General features: G+C 65.1%; 15 protein-coding genes and 1 pseudogene. 9 read left to right on the forward strand and 7 right to left on the reverse strand.

The window, feature by feature from the left end:
* Positions 1-87 precede the first annotated feature (87 nt).
* Genes ACETMP_RS13045 through ACETMP_RS13055 form a run of 3 tightly spaced genes read right to left on the reverse strand, consistent with a single transcriptional unit; the run spans position 88 to position 2,240 of the window.
* On the reverse strand, positions 88-465 hold the full coding sequence (locus ACETMP_RS13045) for a DUF6285 domain-containing protein (protein ID WP_375161243.1): 378 nt from the start codon (positions 463-465) through the stop codon (positions 88-90).
* A 3-nt stretch (positions 466-468) separates the two neighbouring features.
* Complete coding sequence (locus ACETMP_RS13050) at positions 469-1,455, reverse strand: phosphotransferase family protein (RefSeq protein WP_375161244.1); 987 nt, start codon at positions 1,453-1,455, stop codon at positions 469-471.
* Positions 1,452-2,240, reverse strand: coding sequence for an enoyl-CoA hydratase/isomerase (locus ACETMP_RS13055; protein WP_375161245.1), 789 nt, complete (start codon positions 2,238-2,240; stop codon positions 1,452-1,454). The genes ACETMP_RS13050 and ACETMP_RS13055 overlap by 4 nt, the downstream gene beginning before the upstream one ends.
* Here ACETMP_RS13055 and ACETMP_RS13060 point away from each other — a divergent pair.
* The 7 genes and pseudogenes from ACETMP_RS13060 to ACETMP_RS13090 all read left to right on the forward strand — a co-directional run bounded on the left by ACETMP_RS13060 (position 2,226) and on the right by ACETMP_RS13090 (position 6,802).
* Positions 2,226-2,375 (forward strand): hypothetical protein, encoded by a 150-nt coding sequence (locus tag ACETMP_RS13060; protein WP_375161246.1) that lies wholly within the window; start codon positions 2,226-2,228, stop codon positions 2,373-2,375. The genes ACETMP_RS13055 and ACETMP_RS13060 overlap by 15 nt on opposite strands.
* A 44-nt stretch (positions 2,376-2,419) precedes the next feature.
* The gene (locus ACETMP_RS13065) at positions 2,420-3,199 is read left to right on the forward strand and encodes an SDR family NAD(P)-dependent oxidoreductase (RefSeq protein ID WP_375161247.1); all 780 of its coding nucleotides are present in this window, start codon (positions 2,420-2,422) and stop codon (positions 3,197-3,199) included.
* Between the two features lie 132 nt (positions 3,200-3,331).
* A complete protein-coding gene (locus tag ACETMP_RS13070) occupies positions 3,332-3,712 on the forward strand; it encodes a VOC family protein (RefSeq protein WP_375161248.1) in 381 nt (126 codons plus the stop codon).
* Positions 3,713-4,026: 314 nt separating this feature from the next.
* Entirely contained in the window at positions 4,027-5,304 is a 1,278-nt protein-coding gene (locus ACETMP_RS13075) for an acyl-CoA dehydrogenase family protein (protein ID WP_028135267.1), read from the forward strand.
* Positions 5,305-5,438: 134 nt separating this feature from the next.
* Positions 5,439-6,077, forward strand: a complete 639-nt coding sequence (locus ACETMP_RS13080; RefSeq protein WP_375161249.1) for a flavin reductase family protein — start codon at positions 5,439-5,441, stop codon at positions 6,075-6,077.
* Positions 6,077-6,331: pseudogene (locus ACETMP_RS13085) on the forward strand (GNAT family N-acetyltransferase); the annotation flags it as partial. The gene ACETMP_RS13080 and the pseudogene ACETMP_RS13085, both read left to right, overlap by 1 nt.
* 108 nt (positions 6,332-6,439) lie before the next feature.
* A complete protein-coding gene (locus ACETMP_RS13090) occupies positions 6,440-6,802 on the forward strand; it encodes a GFA family protein (protein WP_375161898.1) in 363 nt (120 codons plus the stop codon).
* A gap of 90 nt (positions 6,803-6,892) precedes the next feature.
* On the opposite strand, the gene yghU is transcribed toward ACETMP_RS13090, so the two are convergent.
* Complete coding sequence (yghU, locus tag ACETMP_RS13095; RefSeq protein ID WP_375161250.1) at positions 6,893-7,768, reverse strand: glutathione-dependent disulfide-bond oxidoreductase; 876 nt, start codon at positions 7,766-7,768, stop codon at positions 6,893-6,895.
* 362 nt (positions 7,769-8,130) lie between these two features.
* Between yghU and ACETMP_RS13100 the strand changes: the two genes are divergently transcribed.
* Positions 8,131-9,264 carry a nitronate monooxygenase gene (locus tag ACETMP_RS13100; RefSeq protein ID WP_375161251.1) on the forward strand — a complete coding sequence of 378 codons (1,134 nt, stop codon included), beginning with the start codon at positions 8,131-8,133 and terminating at the stop codon, positions 9,262-9,264.
* Between the two features lie 113 nt (positions 9,265-9,377).
* Complete coding sequence (locus ACETMP_RS13105) at positions 9,378-10,895, forward strand: acetyl-CoA acetyltransferase (protein ID WP_375161252.1); 1,518 nt, start codon at positions 9,378-9,380, stop codon at positions 10,893-10,895.
* Between the two features lie 12 nt (positions 10,896-10,907).
* On the opposite strand, the gene ACETMP_RS13110 is transcribed toward ACETMP_RS13105, so the two are convergent.
* The 3 genes from ACETMP_RS13110 to ACETMP_RS13120 all read right to left on the reverse strand — a co-directional run bounded on the left by ACETMP_RS13110 (position 10,908) and on the right by ACETMP_RS13120 (position 16,863).
* Entirely contained in the window at positions 10,908-13,004 is a 2,097-nt protein-coding gene (locus ACETMP_RS13110) for a methyl-accepting chemotaxis protein (protein WP_375161253.1), read from the reverse strand.
* Positions 13,005-13,248: 244 nt separating this feature from the next.
* Entirely contained in the window at positions 13,249-14,943 is a 1,695-nt protein-coding gene (locus ACETMP_RS13115) for a methyl-accepting chemotaxis protein (RefSeq protein WP_375161254.1), read from the reverse strand.
* A 231-nt stretch (positions 14,944-15,174) separates the two neighbouring features.
* On the reverse strand, positions 15,175-16,863 hold the full coding sequence (locus ACETMP_RS13120) for a methyl-accepting chemotaxis protein (RefSeq protein ID WP_375161255.1): 1,689 nt from the start codon (positions 16,861-16,863) through the stop codon (positions 15,175-15,177).
* Between the last annotated feature and the right edge of the window lie 159 nt (positions 16,864-17,022).

Consider the following 17,022-nt stretch of genomic DNA (forward strand, 5'->3'; position numbering starts at 1 on the left):
GGAGCGCGTAGGATGGGTAGAGCGCAGCGAAACCATCAATGGTGAAGCGAGATGTGAGATGATGGGTTTCGCTACGCTCTACCCATCCTACGAATTGCGCCCCAGCTCCCGCTTGTACGATGCATAGTTCGGCTGGTCGACGGCGAGCTTGTCCATCGTGGTCGCCCACAGATGCTCAGCGAGGCCGGGGGTTGCCAGATCGATCTCGCCTTTCGCAATTCGCTCGGCCAGTGCGCGGTTCAGCTCCATGACCGAACCGCCCATGCCGAGCAGCGCGCGCAGGCGTTCCACTTCGGCAGCATCGCTCCCCTCTTCCCGCGTCAGCTGCCGCGTCACGAGATCGAGGATGTTGATGGCGACGCGCAGCTTGAAGGCCTGATGGCCGGAGATCAGCGGCGTGATGTCGCTGCGAAGGAAATCGGCGACCGATTTGGTCAGCTCGATCGGGGTCGGCTCGTCCTGCATGTGTCAGCTCCCGCGCGGCGCCAAGAGCCGCAACAGATCGATCTCAGTCTCGCTGGCGCGGCGGCCGATCATGGCGCGTTCCATGGAATGATCGGGGCCTTCGCGGAACCGCTGCATCATGCCGCCGCACATGATGCCCCAGCGCAGCGTGCCCATCACCTCCCAGAACTTCACACGCGCCGGATCGACCTTGCGACCCGCGGCCTCGTAGCCGGCGAACAGCTCTTCGCGTGTGCCAAAACCGCCGACGGGCTTGTCGATCTCGCCGAAACGCCAGGAGTTCACACAGACCCAGCCGAGATCCTCCATGGGATCGCCGAGATGGGCGAGCTCCCAGTCCAGCACGGCACGCACGCCGTCGGCGCCGATGATGAGATTGCCGTTGCGGAAATCGCCGTGCACCAGCGTGGTCTCGGCCGACGGGCCGGGATCGTGGTCGCGCAGCCAGCGCAGCGCCAGCTCGAACACGGGCTTGGGCCAGTTCAGGCTGTGATAGTCGCGCTCGAACTCGGCAATCTCCTGCGTCGCGCCGCGGCTGCGCAACTCCGGCAACTTGTCCTTCGGCAGCCTGTGGAGGCCCGCAAGGATGCCGCCGATCTGCCGCGCCAGCAGCGGCCGTGCCGCGGCGAACTCGGCATCGCGCAGGATCTTGCGTGCGATGGTCTCGCCCTCGATCCTTTGCATGATGAAGCCGGTGCCGAGGTCGTCCTCTGGTGTGAGCACGTGCATCACGCGCGGCGACGGCACGCCGGCCTCGAAAGCGAGCTGCATCAGCTGCGCCTCGGCGGCAAGGCCCGCCGCGCGGGTCGGCGCCGCGCCATAGCCCTTCGGCGAACGGCGCAGGATCGCGCCGATCACGCCATCCGGATGCGTGATGTCGAAGCGCCAGGTTTCCTGGCTGGCGCCGCCGGACAGCTTTGCCGCGCCCGTGACGCCGGTCGCGCCCGGGCACCAGCGCTGGACGCTGCGCGAAAGCTCCGCTTCGATCATTTGCCTTTGAACTGCGCGGGCCGCTTCTCCAGGAACGCGCCGACGCCCTCGCGGAAATCCTGGGTGTCGCCGGCGCGCAGCTGGCACTGGAACTCGAGATTGAGCTGATCCTCGAAGGAATTTTCCGGGCTGTCCCAATAGAGCTTGCGGATCAGCGAGAGCGCCACGGTCGGCCCGCTGGCAAGCTCGCGCGCGAGCTTCATCGCCTCGTCCATCAGCACGCCGTCGTCATAGACGCGGTTGACGAGGCCCCATTCCAGCGCCTTCTCGGCCGGCAGCCGCTCACCCATCAGCGACAATTCGATCGAACGCGCCCGGCCGACCAGGCGCGGCAGCAGCCAGGTCGAGCCGCAATCCGGCACAAGGCCGATGCGCCGGAACGCCTGGAGGAAGTAGGAGGATCGCGCGCACAGAATCATGTCGCCGAGTAGCGCAAAGCTCATGCCGGCACCGGCCGCCGGGCCGTTGACCGCGGTGACGATCGGGCAGTGCAGATTGCGGATGCGCCGCAAGAAGGGGTGAAAGCCGGTCTCCAGCGTCAGGCCGGCCTTGGTCTTCTTCGACTGGTTGTTGCGCCCTTGCAGATTGGCGCCGGTGCAGAAGGCGCGGCCCGCGCCGGTCAGGACGACGCAGCGCACCTCGTCCTTCTTCTCCTCGATCGTATCGAGCGCTTCGGAAAGGCCGCCCAGCATGTCCACGGAGACCGCGTTCATCACCTCCTGATGGTCGAGCTTGAGGACCGCGACCGAGCCATCGAAATCGAGCGTGACGTGTTTGAACTGCATGGTGTCCTCGCCAGTTGCGGCCTGCGCCAGTTTCGCAGACCGGAATTTGTTTTGCCGGGGCGCATATTTGATTTTTGGCGCGGTCTTGTCCATGGTGATCAGAGCATGGCAAGCAATCTTGCGCGCAGCGGCTGATCGTCCGCATGTTGAGAAGCCTTGTCAAAAAAAGGAAACGCGCCATGAACATTTTCGACCTCACCGGCCGCGTCGCCGTGATCACCGGCGGCAATGGCGGGATCGGCCTCGGCATCGCGCAGGCGCTCGCCAGCCAGGGCTGCAACGTCTCGATCTGGGGCCGCAACCCCGACAAGAACAAGGCCGCTGCCGCCAGCATGGCCGGGCTCTCAGGCAAGGTCGACACCCGCGTCTGCGACGTCAGCGACCCGGCCTCGGTCAATGCGGCGATGAAGGCGACGCTCGACACGTTCGGCCGGGTCGACGGCTGCTTCGCCAATGCCGGCATCGGCGGCGGCGGCCGACGCTCCTTCATCGAGCGCACCGAGGAGGAATGGCGCACGATGTTCGCGACCAATCTGGACGGCGTGTTCCACGCGTTTCAGGCCGCCGCAAAGCACATGACCGAGCGCGCCAACGCCGGCGACGCCTTCGGCCGGCTGGTTGCGACTTCGAGCCTCGCCTCGATCTTCGGCACCGCGCGCAACGAGCATTACGCCGCGACCAAGGCCGCGATCAACGCGCTGGTGCGCGCCCTCGGCGTCGAACTCGCCCGCCACGGCGTCACCGCCAACGCGATCCTGCCCGGCTGGATCAGGAGCGACATGACATCAGGTCTCATGGCCAATGAGAAATTCGTCGCCAACGTGATGCCGCGCATACCGATGCGGCGCTTCGGCGAAGCATCCGATTTCGGTGGCATCGCCGTCTATCTGATGAGCAAGGCGTCGTCGTATCACACGGCGGATACGTTCGTGATCGACGGCGGCTATACGGCGTTTTGAGATTTCGTAGGGTGGGCAAAGGCGCTCTTGCGCCGTGCCCACCATGAGCATTTTTCGAATGTCGTTGTGGGCACGCTGCGCTTTGCCCACCCTACGGCAATTCGTTTTGTCAGCGCAGAAGGGAATGGGCAAATGTTCTCGCACATCATGATCGGCACCAACGATCTCGACAAGGCCAAGACGTTCTACGACAATCTGCTGAGCACGCTCGAGGTCCGGCCGGCCAGGGTCGACGGCCACCGCATCTTCTACATCACCAAGACCGGCGTGTTCTCGGTGTCGAAGCCGATCAACGGCGAGCCGGCAACCTGCGCGAACGGCGGCACCATCGGCTTCGCCTGCAATTCGCCGGAGCAGGTCGACAAATGGCACGCGGCGGGCGTCGCAGCCGGCGGGACCTCGATCGAGGATCCGCCCGGCGTGCGCCAGGGCCCCGGCGGCAAGCTCTATCTCGCGTACTTGCGCGATCTCGACGGCAACAAGATCTGCGCGATGCATCGGATGCCGAGCTGATCTGGCAACGACACATCCGGTGTCGTCGGCCCCATAACCACGGGGAGCGGTTATGGCGCGAGCTGACAACTACGAGTCTTCGCCAAACCACTCCCTGTGATTATGGGTCCCGGACCTGCGCGCGCTTAGGGCGCGCTTGTCCGGGACGACACCGAGAGCGTGGCGCCGCCTCCCCCATTCAAACAAGATTTCAAACGCCCTCGCGATATTCCATCGCGTGGCAGGGCTCGGCGCGAAAGAAATGCGCGCTCGCACTTTGACCGCGCTGGCACTATCCTGCCGCCAGAACGATCTCAGCGTCCCCGGGAGGAACAATGACAAAACACACCTACATTCCCCGCACCACCAACTACACCCTCAATCCCGGCGACGAGCTCAACGACCTCAGGATGTCGGAGCAGGTCCGGCCGCTCTACGATCATGTCAAGAAATTCATCCGCGACACCGTCGAGCCGATGTCGATCGAGTTCGCCAAGGCCGGCGAAGGCAAGGAAGATCGCTGGAGCTTCACGCCGAAGCAGCTCGAAGTGCTGGAGAAAGCCAAGAACAAGGCCAAGCAGGAAGGCCTCTGGAACTTCTTCCTGCCCGATGACGAGACCGGCCAGGGCCTGAAGAATCTCGACTACGCCTATATCGCGGCCGAGCTCGGCAAGAGCCCGCTGGCGTCCGAGACCATGAACTGCTCGGCGCCCGACACCGGCAACATGGAGGTGCTGGAGCGCGTCGGCACCAAGGAGCAGAAGGAGAAGTGGCTGAAGCCGCTGCTCAATGGCGAGATCCGCTCGGCCTATGTCATGACCGAGCCGAACGTCGCCTCCTCCGACGCCAAGAACATCTCGACGACTGCGAAGCTGGTCGGCGACGAATGGGTCATCAACGGCGAGAAGTACTACATCTCGGGTGTCGGCGATCCCCGCTGCAAGATCCTGATCGTCATGGTGAAGACCAACCCGGATGCAGCGCCGAGCAAGCAGCAGTCGCAGATTCTGGTGCCGCGCGACACGCCCGGCGTCGAGGTGCTCGGCCCGATGTACGTGTTCGGCCAGGACCACGCCCCGCGCGGCCACATGCACATGCGCTTCAACAACGTGCGGGTGCCGAAGGAGAACATGCTGCTCGGCGAGGGCCGCGGTTTCGAGATCTCACAGCTCCGCCTCGGACCGGGGCGTATCCATCACTGCATGCGCACCATCGGCAAGGCCGAGAAGGCGCTCGATCTGATGGTGCAGCGGGGCCTCACCCGCGAAGCTTTCGGCAAGAAGATCGCCCATCTCGGCGGCAACATGCAGATCATCGCCCAGGCGCGCTGCGAGATCGAGGCGATGCGGCTGATGGTGCTGAAGGCCGCCAAGGCCATGGACGTGCTCGGCAACAAGGAGGCCCGCGTCTGGGTCTCCATGGTCAAGGCCATGGTGCCGGAGCGCGCCTGCAGGATCATCGACCAGGCGATCCAGATGCACGGCGCCACCGGCATCTCGCACTGGACCCCGCTCGCCGAGATGTATCAGGACGTGCGCCATTTGCGCTTTGCCGACGGCCCGGACGAGGTGCATTGGATGGTGGTGGGACGCCACGAACTGAGCATGGCGTGATCAACGAGATGCCGTAGGGTGGGCAAAGGCGCGCTCTTCGCGCGCCGTGCCCACCATCACGGCCAACGCAAGAGATGGTGGGCACGCTTCGCTTTGCCCACCCTACGAAGCTCTCCCCTCCCTCGGAGCCGCCGATGGACTACGCCGCAAGCGAGCTGACGCCCCGCGAGCGCTACAAGGTGCTGACCTCCTTCGTCCTGCCGCGGCCGATCGCCTGGGTGACGACGATCGGACCGACCGGAATCGTCAACGCGGCCCCATTCAGCTTCTTCAACGCCTTCTGCGAAGATCCGCCGCTCTGCATGTTCGCGGCCAACCGCAAGCCGAACGGAGAGGACAAGGACACCTTCCTCAACATCCAGCGCACCGGCGAATTCGTGGTCAACCTCGCCGATGAACCGCTGGCGCGGGCGATGCACGAGAGCAGCGGCGACTTTCCCCCTGATATCGGCGAGCCCGACTATCTCGGCCTCAAGCTCGCGCCCTCGACTGAGATCGCCGTGCCGCGGCTCGCCGACACGCCCTGGGCGATGGAGTGCAAGCTCTGGAAGCTGATCGACGTCAACGACGATCGCAAACTGATCATGGGCGAAGGCCTCCACTTCCACATCCGCGACGAGCTGTGGGACGACGAGGCGATGCGGGTGCACATGGACCGCTATCATCCGATCGGCCGCATGTTCGCCGACCGCTACTGCCGCACCGACGACCGCGTGGTGTTTCCGGCCGCGGAAGGCGCAAAAACCAAGTCGTCGAACCCGGGAGCAACATGATGCCGGAATCCTTTCGCGATAACGAGGAACGCGAGCGGTTCGAGCTCGACGTCGACGGGGCGATCGCCTTCGTCACCTACCGCAAGAGCGACGGCGCGATCACGCTGGTGCACACCGAGGTGCCGCCGGAGCTCGGCGGCCGCGGCATTGGCTCGAAGCTCGGCCGCGCCACGCTGGACGCGGTGCGGTCGCAGGGGCGCAAGCTCTCGGTCGAGTGCGATTTCATCCGCAATTTCATGCGCAAGGACCCCGGCTATAACGACCTCCTGGCGGATGGCGGAGATGCGCAGGCCGAGCCCGAGACGCGCTATCGCGCCGGTTGCTTCTGCGGAGCGGTCGAGGTCGAGGTAACAGGCAAGCCGATGTTTGCGGGCTATTGCCATTGCGCCGACTGCCAGGCCTGGTCAGCGGCGCCGATCAATGCGTTCAGCCTGTGGAAGTCCGGCAGCGTGCGCATCACCAAGGGCGAGGCCGAGCTCGGGACGTTCAACAAGACCGAGCATTCCTACCGAAAATTCTGCAAGCGCTGCGGCGGCCACGTCATGACCGAGCATCCGCGGATGCGGCTGATCGACGTCTACGCCAATCTGCTGAAAGGATACCGGCACCAGCCGACCCTGCATGCGAACTACGCGAGCAAGATGGTGTCGATCCGGGATGGCCTGCCGAAATATGTCGATCTGCCGGCCGATCTTGGCGGCTCCGGCGAGATGCTGCCGGATTGATCGTAGGGCGGATTAGCGAAGCGTAATCCGCCGAACGCCTACTGGACGAGAGTGGCGGATTACGCCTTCGGCTCATCCGCCCTACGTACCTCACGTCGCCGGTGCGACCTTGTCCTGGGTCTTGGTCTCGAAATCGCTTGCATCATGCCGCTCGTGGAGCTGGCTGGCGGGGTCGCCCGAGACGCGGTTGACCATGCGACCGCGCTTCACGGCCGGACGCTTGGCGATCTCATCGGTCCAGCGCTGGACGTTCTTGTAGTCCTGCACCGACAGGAATTCGCCGGCGCCATAGACCAGCCCCTTGGCGAGCGCACCGTACCAGGGCCACACCGCCATGTCGGCGATCGTGTACTCCTTGCCCGCGAGGTACTCGTTGTCGGCAAGGCGCCTATCGAGCACGTCGAGCTGGCGCTTGGTCTCCATCGCAAAACGGTCGATGGCGTATTCGATCTTGGTCGGCGCGTAGGCGTAGAAATGGCCGAAGCCGCCGCCGAGATAGGGCGCGCTGCCCATCTGCCAGAACAGCCAGGACATCGCCTCGGTCCGGGTCTTGACGTCCTTGGGCAGGAAGGCGCCGAACTTCTCGGCGAGATAAAACAGGATCGAGCCGGATTCGAACACCCGGATCGGCTCCGGACCCGAGCGGTCCATCAGCGCCGGGATTTTCGAGTTCGGGTTGATATCGACAAAACCGCTGCCGAACTGGTCGCCATTGCCGATCCTGATCAGCCAGGCGTCGTATTCGGCGCCCTTGTGGCCGAGCGCCAACAGCTCCTCCAGCATCACCGTGACCTTCACCCCGTTCGGGGTGGCCAGCGAATAAAGCTGAAGCGGATGCTTGCCGACCGGCAGCTCCTTGTCATGGGTGGGACCGGCAATGGGGCGGTTGATGCTGGCGAATTGCCCGCCATTCTCCTTGTTCCAGGTCCAGACTTTGGGCGGCACGTAGGCGGGGGCGTCGGTCATGCGGGGCTCCGGCGGAAAGATGCGTCTGCATTAATTAGACCGGGAATGGCCGATGGCAAGGGCATCGCAACGCATTGCCGGGCCGGACAACGTCACGTTTTGTCATGGCAGGCCCCTTCCCGGTCATTCCGGGGCGTCCGCAGGGCGAACCCGGAATCCATCGCTCCGCCAGGAATGCTCTGAAACAGGAATGCTCTGAAAAATGGGGTCCGGGTTCTCGCAACGCGAACCCCGGAATGACGGTGGCGCCCGAGGGCAAAACGCAACGCCTGAACACAAGATGCATGGTCGAATCCGGCATGTCATCGACCGGCTGGCGCTTCTTTGCAGAGAACGAAAACGCCGGGGGCCGGGAGAGAGCCATGAAATCGCCGATCTGCGACATGCTGGGAATCGAGTTCCCGCTGCTGGCCTTCAGCCATTGCCGCGATGTCGTCGCCGCGGTCAGTCGCGCCGGCGGCTTCGGCGTGCTGGGTGCCACCGTGCACACACCCGATACGCTCGAACGCGAGCTGAAATGGATCGACGACCACGTCGACGGCAAGCCCTACGGCATCGACGTGCTGATCCCCGAGAACATCTCGACATCAGGCGAAAAGGATGTCACCTGGAAGAGCCTGGAGGCGCGCGTGCCGCAGGAGCATCGCAACTACACGCGCGATCTCCTGAAGAAATACGATATCGAGCTGACGAGCACGGAGGTCGCAGCCGATCAGCCGCAGCCGTTCGACGGAAAGACCGCGCTGCAGCTGCTCGAGGTCTCCTTCAACCATCCGATCCGCCTGATCGCCAATGCGCTGGGCGTGCCGCCCAAGGCGATGATCGAGATGGGCAAGGCGCACGGCGTGCCGGTCGCAGCGCTGGTGGGGGCCAAGGAGCACGCGCTACGCCAGGTCGCGGCCGGCGTCGACATTCTCGTGGTGCAGGGCACCGAGGCCGGCGGCCATTGCGGCGAGGTCTCGACCATGGTGCTGGTGCCGGAGGTGATCAAGGCGATCAAGCCCATTCGCGATGTGCCGGTGCTGGCGGCCGGCGGCATCATGACGGGCCGGCAGATGGCGGCCTGCATGGCGATGGGCGCGGCGGGCGTCTGGACCGGTTCGGTGTGGCTGGCGACGGTCGAGTCCGAGACCAGCGAGATTTTTCGCGAGAAGATGATCGCCGCGTCCTCGCGCGACGCGGTGCGCTCGAAGGGCCGCACCGGCAAGCCGGCGCGGCAGCTCCGCTCGGTCTGGACCGACGCCTGGGACCGCGCCCCGGACAGCCCGGGCGCACTGCCGATGCCGCTGCAAAGCATCATCAGCCGCGACGCTTTCACCTCGATCGACCGCGCGGCGGCAGGCGGCAACGCCAAGGCGCGCGATCTCGTCAGCTATTTCGTCGGCCAGGGCGTCGGCCTGATCGACAGCGTGAAGTCCGCCGGCGCCGTCGTGCAGGAGTTCAAGGAAGAGTTCGCCGAAGCCGTCGAGCACATGAATGCGCTGGTGGCGGAGTGATGGCTACTCCGTCATTGCGAGCGCAGCGAAGCAATCCAGGCTGCCGCCGCGGAAAGATATCTGGATTGCTTCGCTGCGCTCGCAATGACGACCAACTGATAGTGAATTGACGTATGACAGATAAGAACAAGAATACCGAAGACCGCATCCCCGTCATCGTCGGCGTCGGCGAGATCGTCGACCGCCCGAAGGAAATTAGCGACGGCCTCGAACCGCTCGATCTGCTCGAACAGGCGCTGCGGCGCGCGGAGGCAGATGCCGGTGCAAAGCTGCTCGGCGAGGTGCAGTCGCTCGACGTCGTCAACTTCCTGAGCTGGCGCTATCGCGATCCCGAGCAGCTGTTGGCGCGGCGCCTCGGCGTCACGCCTGCGCATTGCTATTACGGTCCTGTCGGCGGCGAGAGCCCGATCCGCTACATCCACGAAGCGGCCAAGCGGATTGCGCGCGGCGAGTGCACCGTGGCCGCCGTTTGCGGCGCCGAGGCGCAGTCGACCGCGACCAAGGCGGAGCGCGCCGGCGTCAAGCTGCCATGGACGCCGTTCGCCCATGACGTCGAGGAGCCCAAGCGCGGCGCGGCGTTCCAGAAGCCGTTGGCGGTCAAGCTCGGCGTGTTCCGACCGGTCACGGTCTATCCGTTCTACGAGGCTGCCTCCTCCGCGCATTGGGGCCAGACGCCGCGCGAGGCGATGGCGGAATCCGGCACGCTGTGGTCGCGTTATTCGGAAGCCGCCGCTCAGAATCCGAATGCCTGGCTGAAGCGGCGCTACACGCCCGAGGAGATCACGACGCCGACCGCGGACAACCGCCTGATCGCGTGGCCCTACAGCAAGCTCATGGTCGCCAATCCCAGCGTCAACATGGGCGGCGCGCTGCTGCTCACCAGCCTTGCCAAGGCCCGCGCGGCCGGGATCGCGGAGGACCGACTGGTCTATCCGCTCGGCGGCGCCTCGGCGGAAGAGCCGCGCGATTATCTGCTGCGCGACCAGTTCTACGAAAGCCATCCGCAGAACGCGGTGCTGAAAGCGGTGATGGACCTCGCCGGCGGCGACGGCCGAAAGTTCGACGCGATCGAGCTCTACAGCTGCTTCCCCTGCGTGCCCAAGATGGCGCGGCGGACGCTCGGGCTTTCCGCCGACGTGCAGCCGACCGTGACCGGCGGCCTCACCTTCTTCGGCGCGCCACTCAACACCTACATGACGCATGCGGCCTGCGCGATGGTGCGGCGGATGCGCGACGGCGCCAAGCTCGGCCTGCTCTATGGCCAGGGCGGCTTCGTCACCAAGCATCACGCCCTGGTGGTCTCCAAGGCGCCGCCGGGCGCGGCGCTGGCGCAGGAGACCAGCGTGCAAGGCGAGGCCGATCGCAACAAGCGCGCGGTGCCGGAGTTCGTCACCGAGGCCAGCGGCAAAGGCAGGGTGGAGAGTTTCACCGTGCTCTATGGCCGTAGCGGCGAGGTCGAGCACGGCGTCGTGATGCTGCGCACCGAGCACGACCGCCGCACGCTGGCACGGATTCCGGCGAGCGACGGCGCGACGCTGTCCCATCTGCTCAACATGGATCGCACGCCGGTGGGCTCGCTCGGCGAGATCGCGATGGCTGCCGACGGGGTGCCGGAGTGGCGGGTGGCGTAGCCGAGGGACGCCTCAGGCGGCGCGGACCGTATCCAGGAACTTGCCGACCTCGAGCTTGAGGCGATTGGAGTCACGCGACAGCATCTGCGCCGCCGACAGCACCTGAGACGAGGCCGAACCGGTCTCAGTGGCGCCGTGCTCGACGTTGCCGACATTGGCCGATACTTGCTGCGTTCCCTGGGCCGCCTTCTGCACGTTGCGTGCAATCTCCTGCGTCGCTGCGCCCTGCTCTTCGACGGCCGCGGCGATGGCCGAGGCGATCTCCGACAGGCGCCCGATCGAGCCGCCGATGTCACGGATTGCACCGACGGAATCCTGGGTGGCCGCCTGAATACCGGTGATCTGCTGGGAGATTTCTCCGGTGGCTTTCGCGGTTTGTTCGGCCAGTGCCTTCACCTCGGACGCGACCACCGCAAAGCCACGGCCGGCCTCGCCCGCTCGCGCGGCCTCGATCGTGGCGTTGAGCGCCAGAAGATTGGTCTGTCCCGCGATCTGGTCGATCAGCTCGATGACGTCGCCGATTCTGGAGGCCGCTCGCGACAATTCGCCGATCCTGTCGTTGGTTCTTCCGGCCTGGCCAACCGCCTCGTTGGCCATCCGGGCCTGATCCTGTACCCGTCGGCTGATCTCGTTGACGGATGACGAGAGCTGCTCGGTCGCCGACGCGACCGATTGAACGTTGGAGGACGCTTCATCCGACGCCGCCGCCACGACGACCGCCAATTGCTGGGCGCGCTCGGCGGTCGTGTTCAGCGTGCCGGCCGAGGCTTCGAGCTCGGTCGATGCGGAGGACACCGTGTCGATGATCTCGCCGATGGCCGTCTCGAATGCGCCGGCGAGCCGGTGCATGTCGGCCTTGCGCTGCTCGGCGGCAATCCGATCCTGCACGATCTTGGCCTCGGCCTCCATGCGTGCCTTCTCTTCGGCCTTGACCTTGAAGACCTCGACCGCCTGCGCCATATCGCCGATCTCGTCCTTACGGCCGAGGCCGGGCAGGACGACGGAGAAATTGCCGCCGGCAAGTTCGCCCATGGCCCTCGTCAGCGCGGACAGCGGACGCAAGATCCGCGAGAATGCGACCCAGAAGCTGAGCAGCGCGAGCGCGACGCTCGCAAGGAGAATGCCGCCGCTGACGGCCAGATTTGTCGTGCTCCTTGCCGCCAGCCCCGCCGCCTCCCGATCCGCATCCGCTGCGATGGCCTGACCAAGCTGCAGGATCGCGTTGATGGCGCTCGTCGCACTCGCCATATAATCGGTGCCTGAGATCTTGTATTCGCCCGTCCTGCCGTCCCCGATGACATCTGCGCGCAGCGAGCCGTAGGTGCGGAAATATTTCTGTTCCACGTCCTTGATCGCCTGGCCAAGACCCGTCGAGACATCGGCGCGCTGGGCCACGGGTGAGATGGTCTCCCAGGCGAGTTCGACATGGCCGCGGAATCCGGACACCAAGCCGATGCCGTCCGCGGTGAGTTTTGCATGGGCGCTGATCAGGCCCGCGAGGAAGGCTCGCTCGCGGCCGGCATTCTCGGCCATCTCTGCCGTGAGATGGCGAAGCCCGACAAGCCGCGTCATTGCCGGCGATGGCGCATCGGTCAACGTCTCCAAAGTCAGCCGCGGCCGGTTGGCGGCGATCTCGATGAGCTCGGTCAAGGCCGGAACGACCGCGTTGACGACCGCAGGATCGCGCTCAGCCCTCGGCTTGACCAGATCGGCGTCCACCTTGCGGCGCAGGCTCTCGAACCCCGCGAGCGCGCGCTCGGCTTCCGCAATGCCGGGCTCGATGGATTTCATCGCAGGCAAGTTGCGCAGACGCTGCGCGGCATCCCGGAACGCCTGTCCCGAGGCGGCACGGATACGGTCAATTTCGGCGCGGCGGTCTGCACCGACAGGCTCGGGCGTGTTCAGCGCCGCGTTGGTCGTTCCCCGCTCGAGAGCCCATTGTCCGGCGCTCAGCAACAACAGCTGCGATATCCCGTTGAGCTCGACGAAGGCGTGCGCCTCCTGTCGGCCGTGGTAGGCCCCAAGAGCCGTGTAACCGGTGGCGGCCACTCCCATCAGGGCGAGAGCCGAGACAATCAGAGGCAGGATCGTTCCAATTCGCAAGTGCACCGCTCGCTTCCCCTCGTGCGTACTGCTCCAGAATGAGCAGTTCCAGGGAAGCAATATCCGGCTTCGGCAACGCAGCGTTGTCTCACATCAAAGATCACCGCGAACATCGCCTTTGCAGGCGATGCATCGACCGTATGATTACCGAATCGTTGCCCGCCAGATGCGGCGCAAGCCTCAGCGATTGCCGCGATCAGAAACGATCGCAACTCAGGCAGTTCATCATGCGATCCGGACGATCGTGCCGTCAGGCGGCGCGGACGGAGTTCAGGAACTTGCCGACCTCGAGCTTGAGGCGATTGGAATCGCGCGACAGCATCTGCGCCGCCGACAGCACCTGCGAGGACGCCGAGCCGGTTTCGGAGGCGCCGCGCTGGACGTCGCCGACATTGGACGAGACCTGCTGGGTGCCTTGGGCGGCCTGCTGAACGTTGCGGGCGATCTCCTGGGTTGCCGCGCCCTGCTGCTGCACGGCTGCCGCGATCGCCGAAGCGATCTCCGATAGACGCGCGATGGTGCCGCTGATCTCGCCGATCGCGCTGACCGAATCCTGCGTCGCCGCCTGAATGCCGCCGACCTGCTGGCCGATCTCGCCGGTGGCCTTGGCGGTCTGCTCGGCGAGCGCCTTGACCTCGGAGGCCACGACGGCGAAGCCGCGCCCGGCCTCACCGGCTCGCGCCGCCTCGATCGTGGCATTGAGGGCCAGCAGATTGGTCTGGCCGGCGATCGCATTGATGAGCTCGACGACGTCGCCGATCCGCGCTGCGGCCCGCGACAATTCGCTGACGCGCTCGGTCGTGGCATGGGCCTGGCTGACCGCTTCGTTCGCAATCCGGGAGGAGTCCTGCACCTGGCGGCCGATCTCGCGCACCGAGGACGACATCTCTTCGGCGGCCGACGCCACCGAGTGGACATTGGTGGAGGCTGCTTCCGAGCCGGTTGCGACCGCGGTCGCCAATTCCTGCGCCCGGCCCGCGGTCGAGGACAGCGTCGAGGCCGAAGCCTCGAGCTCGGTTGCGGCCGACGAAACGGTCTCGACGATCTCGCCGATCGCGGCCTCGAAGCCGTCGGCGAGCTTGGTCATGTCCGCCTTGCGCTGCGCTTCGGCGCGGCGCTGCACCGCCTGCACCTCGTCGCGGCTGAAGCGGATGATGGTCTGCACCGTCTGAATGTTGCGTAGCGCCTCGCCGATCTCGTCGTCGCGCTCGATCACGATGCGATTGTCCAGCTTGTCCTGCACAAGGTTGACCAGGATCTCGTTGAGTTGCTGCATCGGCCCACCGATCGCGCGCATGGTCGCAATGCCCGCGAAACCGACGATGGCGGCGCCGACGACGGCCAGCGCCGTCAGAATCAGGCTGGTCGAACCGCCGCTGGCGAGCGCGCCGCCGATGCCGAGCGCAAGCATGAACAGCGCCTGGAGCGCCATCGTCGTAACGAGGCGCGCCTTCAGCGTCCCGGTGAAGACGCTGAAGCGGTCCAGCCACGAGCGGCGGCGGATGATGCCGGCGTCAATGCGATAGCCATGCGGCTTCTTCTCGCGGATCGCGGCGTAGACCTGTTCGGCGAGCTTGCGCTGGTCGGCCGGCAGCTTTGTGCGGATCGAAGTATAGCCCTTGACCTCACCATTCTCGCGGATCGGAGAGGCGGTCGCCAGCACCCAGTAGAAGTCGCCGTTCTTGCGGCGGTTCTTCACCGCGCCCAGCCAGGGCTTGCCGGCCTTCAGCGTATCCCAGAGGTTGTCAAACGCCTCCGGCGGCATGTCGGGGTGACGAACGATGTTGTGCGGCTGGCCCATGAGCTCCGCCGACGTAAAGCCGGCGGCGGCAAGGAAGTCCTCGTTGAAGTAGGTGAGCTTGCCCTTGAGATCGGTCCGCGAGACGATCAGCGTCTCGTCGCTGACCGGATACTCGACATCGGTGACCGGAAAATTCTTGCGCATCGGGGCTCCCCAAAAACTCGGATTCAGTAGAAAGTCATTCGCAGAGGGCCCCGCCCGGCATGAGCCGGCCCTCCGCCCATCATCGTAAACCCGATTTAACCATCGATGAAACGTCGCGCCCGCAAAACTACGGCACGCTCAGAAGTGCGACCGCGAGCGATATGATGCTCCCGGCAAGGCGGACCGAGCGGCGCTTTCTGGCGCCGCTCGTCGTTCGATCGGACAGAGACTCTACGCCGCGCGGACGTTGGTCAGGAACTTGCTGACCTCGGTCTTCAGCCGGCCCGAGTCGTTCGACAGCATCTGCGCCGCCGACAGCACCTGCGAGGAGGCGGTTCCGGTCTCGGTCGCGCCGCGCTGCACGTCGGTGATGTTGGAAGAGACCTGCTGCGTGCCCTGCGCGGCCTGCTGCACGTTGCGGGCAATCTCCTGGGTCGCCGCGCCCTGCTCTTCCACGGCGGCTGCAATCGCCGACGAGATCTCCGACAGACGCTCGATGGTCGAGGAGATTTCCTTGATCGCGCCGACCGATTCGTTGGTCGCCGCCTGGATGCCGGAGATCTGCTGACCGATCTCGCCGGTGGCCTTCGCGGTCTGCTCGGCGAGCGCCTTCACCTCGGAGGCGACGACGGCGAAACCGCGACCGGCCTCACCCGCGCGCGCCGCCTCAATGGTCGCGTTCAGCGCCAGCAGATTGGTCTGGCCGGCGATGGTGTTGATCAGCTCGACGACGTCGCCGATGCGGGCCGCCGCCTTCGACAGCTCGCTGACGCGCTCGGTGGTGGCGCGGGCCTGGCCGACGGCATCGCCCGCCATCCGCGCCGATTCCTGCACCTGACGGCCGATCTCGCCGACCGACGAGGCCATCTCCTCGGTCGCCGAGGCCACCGACTGCACGTTGGTCGAGGCTTCTTCCGACGCGCTGGCAACCGTCGTCGCCAGCCGCTGGGAGCGGTCGGCCGTTCCCGTGAGAGTAGTAGCCGATGCCTCCAGCTGCGTTGAAGCGGAGGACACCGTTCCGATGATCTCACCCACCGCACCTTCGAAATCGTCGGCAAGCTTCAACATGTCAGCTTTGCGTTGCTCTGCGTTCCGGCGTTCGACCTCGACCTGCTCTGCCTTCAGGCGTTCGACTTCGATTGCATTGGTCTTGAATACCTGGACCGCATTGGCCATCCGGCCAATTTCGTCCTTGCGTTCGGTGCCCGATATCGCCACGGAGGTATCACCCTTTGCGAGGGTACCCATCTCGGTGGTTATACGCTGAATGGGCCGGGTGACCACAACTGCGACGCCGAAAGCGCCCGCCAGCGAGAGCAACAAGGTAACGATGCCGCCGATCATGATGGCAAGGGTTCCATTGGCCGACGCCGCGTCGGAGGCTACGGCACGTACGGTCAGCAGCGAACGCTCTTCTGCGTCCATCTCCTGCACCACGGCCCTCAATCCATCCATAGCCTTCTTGCCGGCGCCAGATGCTTCGAGCTCGCGCGCCTTCGCCTGGGTTGCCGGATCCTTCATCATCGCGATTTCGCGCTGCGCAACATTCGTCGTCCAATCGCTGGCGAACGCCTTGACGCGATCAATGCGCTTCTGCTGAGCCGCGTTATCCGACGTCAGGCTGGCAACCTTTGCCACTGCCGCTTGAAACTGCTTCTGGCCGGACTCATAGGGACCTAGAAAACCGGTATCGGCCGAAACGAGATAACCGCGAACACCTGTTTCCGAATTCACCATACCGCTGACGACCTCGGAGAGCTGCTCCAGCACCTGGTAGGTATGGACTGTCATCTTCGCGGTGGAATTCATCACGCCGAGAGAGTTGTAAATCGCCCCGCTGCTGACGGCCACGACGAGACAGATTGCCGCGAACACGGCGGACACCTTGGCGGAGACACGTACATTGTTGATCCAGGACATCATTTCCCCAATAGCATTCGAAGATTACACGTCGAATCAACAGCTCGGTCTGCGGCGGTATGAATCTCGACTCCTTTTCGTATCACCGTTGACGTCGGAAGGTATTAGCGGCGCTACGCACTTCTACTGAGATACCGACAGGAACTCTGCCGCATTTTT

Origin of the sequence: Bradyrhizobium dasycarpum (assembly GCF_042019905.1) — a bacterium.
Taxonomy (GTDB): domain Bacteria; phylum Pseudomonadota; class Alphaproteobacteria; order Rhizobiales; family Xanthobacteraceae; genus Bradyrhizobium; species Bradyrhizobium japonicum_B.